This window comes from Rhizobium sp. P1_E6 (assembly GCF_056405875.1).
Map to the genome: position 1 here is coordinate 1 of NZ_JBFUBG010000211.1, position 2773 is coordinate 2773.

The following is a 2773-nucleotide window of genomic DNA, read 5'->3' on the forward strand; positions in this document are numbered from 1 at the left end:
GTCATCACACTGACCCGGGTCCTATCGCAGGAAGTCGGTACGTTCGGCATTCGCGTCAACGCGATTTGCCCGGGTGTGATCGTCACCGAGATGGGGCGAAAAGTATTGGGCACCGAAGAACAGCAGCGTCACTGGATGAGCCTCGCTGCCCTTCGCCGTCTCGGCGACCCTCAAGACCTCGTCGGACCAGCGCTGTTCCTCTCCTCTGAACAGTCTGCCTACATCACCGGCCAGGCCTTGAACGTCTGCGGTGGGACCAGCTTCGATTGAAGCCTCATCGACCTCGAAACTCGTTCTAAGGATTATAAATCGTGAGTGCCGAACACAAGATCACTGCAAGCTGGAAGCAAGCCCCTCATCCGTCGAAACCGAATACATATTCCCGAAACCTGATGGTCGATTTCGGACACAATATTTCTGTCGGCGCATCGGCCTCTCCTGACTATCTCGGAGACGCCTCTCTGCCGGATCCCGAGCAGTTGTTCCTCTCGTCTCTTTCCAGCTGCCACATGCTTTCATTCCTTGCGATCGCGGAGATGCGGGGATGCAAGGTTCTTTCCTACAAAGACGAGGCGTCAGCCTATCTCGAGAAGGACCAGGGAGCATTGGCACGGGTCAAGCGCGTCGTGCTCAGACCACGCGTCGAATTCGATCCTTCCGGCAAAATTCCCGATCACGACGCCCTGGAGAAGATGCACGACAAGGCTCATGACATCTGCTTCATCGCGCGCTCGGTCACCACAGAGGTTTCCGTCGAATCCGACCAATCGGAATAGACGGGCCTTCGAAACCAGTTACCTACGCAATCTCTCCAGGGAGGACATCATGATTGCCGCAATCCAACTAAGCCGAAGCGAATTGCTCGACGCGTACGAGAGAATGTTTGCGATCAGGACATTCGAAGAAACCATGCGTCGCGAATTTGCGGCAGGCAGCATTCCCGGCACCGTTCATCTTTATTGCGGTGAGGAGGCGTCGGCGGCAGGCATCTGCATGCTCCTGCAGGATGGCGACAAGATCTCTTCGACGCACCGAGGCCACGGCCATTCTGTCGCCAAGGGCTGTGACATTGAAGGGATGGTGAAGGAAATCATGGGCCGCCGCGACGGACTTTGCGGCGGCAAAGGCGGATCGCTGCATATTGCGGATCTTTCCAAGGGAATGCTCGGGGCAAACGGGATCGTCGGCGCCGGAGGCCCGATCGCGTGCGGTGCCGCACTCACGGCGAAGCTTCGCGGCACGAACGATGTTTCCGTCGTTTTCTACGGTGACGGCGCCTCCAACCAAGGCGCGATTCTCGAGTCCTACAATCTCGCCAAACTCTGGAATCTTCCGGTCCTCTTCGTCATCGAAGACAACGGCTATGCGGAGGCGACGCCTTCCCACTGGTCGGTGTGCGGCACACAGGTGCGTCGCGCCAATGCCTTCGATATTCCGGCAACAGAGATCGACGGCAATGATTTCTTCCAGGTCTACGATACCGCGGCCGACATGATCGAGCGCGCCCGCCAGGGCGGTGGTCCGTCGCTCCTGCATATAAAGTTCACGCGCTACTATGGGCATTTCGAAGGCGATGCGCAGACCTACCGTGGCAAGGACGAGATCGCGGAAGCGCGCAAGCGCGATCCTCTTGACGTTTTTCGTAACCGTGTTCTCGACGCCGCCCTTCTCGAGCGCGGTGACCTAGATGCCGTAGAAACCAAGGTAAAAGACCTGCTTGAACAGGCGGTGATCGCGGCCAAAAACGCTCCGCTTCCGGAGGAAGCCGATCTTCTTACCCACGTCTACGTCGAATACTGAGCCCAAAAAGCGGAGGAGCAAATACATGCCCAGGAAGAGCTATAGACAAGCAATCAATGAGGCGATGCGTCAGGAAATGGAGCGCGATCCGTCCGTGATCCTCATGGGCGAGGACGTCTCGGGTGGCACTGCGGCGGATGGTGAGCAGGACGCATGGGGCGGGCCATTCGGTGTCACCAAGGGGCTCTACACTCAGTTTGGCCCCACCCGGGTCCTCGACACCCATCTGGCGGAAATGTCCTTCATCGGCGCCGCCGTCGGCGCCGCGGCGACAGGCATGCGACCGATCGCCGAGCTGATGTATATCGACTTTATCGGCGTGTGCCTTGATCAGCTGATGAACCAGGCCGCGAAATTTCGCTACATGTTCGGCGGCAAGGCCACGACACCGCTTGTCATCCGGACCAGTTATGGTGTGAGCGGCAATGGAGCGGCCCAGCATTCGCAGGCGCTTTATCCCATCATGACCCATATTCCAGGTCTCAAGGTGGTCCTCCCGTCCAGCCCATACGAGGCAAAGGGTCTTCTTATTCAGGCTATCCGCGACAACGATCCGGTCATCTTCTTCGAGAACCGCGCTCTCTACGACACGCAAGGTGAAGTACCAGACGAGCCCTACGCGATACCGTTCGGACAGGCGAATGTCCTGCGGGAGGGCGATGACGTTACGATCGTGGCATTCGGCCGGATGGTGTCGTTCGCGCTGACTGCCGCGGAGGCAGCACAGAAGCTCGGGATCTCCTGCACGGTCGTCGATCCTCGAACGACATCGCCTCTGGACGTTGAAACGATTCTTGAAACGGTCGGTGAAACGGGCCGCCTCGTGGTTGTCGATGAAGCAACGCCGCGCTGCTCGATGGCGACCGACATCGTCTCCCTCGTCTCGACCAATATTTTTGGACAACTGAAATCTGCGCCGCAGGTCGTGACGGCTCCGCATTCCCCGGTGCCGTTCTCCCCGGTGCTTGAGTCT

General features: G+C 58.5%; 4 protein-coding genes. All 4 read left to right on the forward strand.

All coding sequences use genetic code 11. The features are described 5' to 3' along the window. The coding region (locus AC1D35_RS35370) for an SDR family NAD(P)-dependent oxidoreductase (protein ID WP_477942595.1) at window positions 1-270 on the forward strand (270 nt) is incomplete at its 5' end. A gap of 41 nt (window positions 271-311) precedes the next feature. After that, the gene (locus AC1D35_RS35375) at window positions 312-776 is read left to right on the forward strand and encodes an OsmC family protein (RefSeq protein WP_477942597.1); all 465 of its coding nucleotides are present in this window, start codon (window positions 312-314) and stop codon (window positions 774-776) included. Window positions 777-828: 52 nt separating this feature from the next. Continuing rightward, complete coding sequence (locus AC1D35_RS35380) at window positions 829-1800, forward strand: thiamine pyrophosphate-dependent dehydrogenase E1 component subunit alpha (RefSeq protein WP_477942601.1); 972 nt, start codon at window positions 829-831, stop codon at window positions 1798-1800. A 25-nt stretch (window positions 1801-1825) separates the two neighbouring features. Further along, window positions 1826-2773: alpha-ketoacid dehydrogenase subunit beta (locus tag AC1D35_RS35385; RefSeq protein WP_477942599.1), on the forward strand; the 948-nt coding region annotated here is incomplete at its 3' end.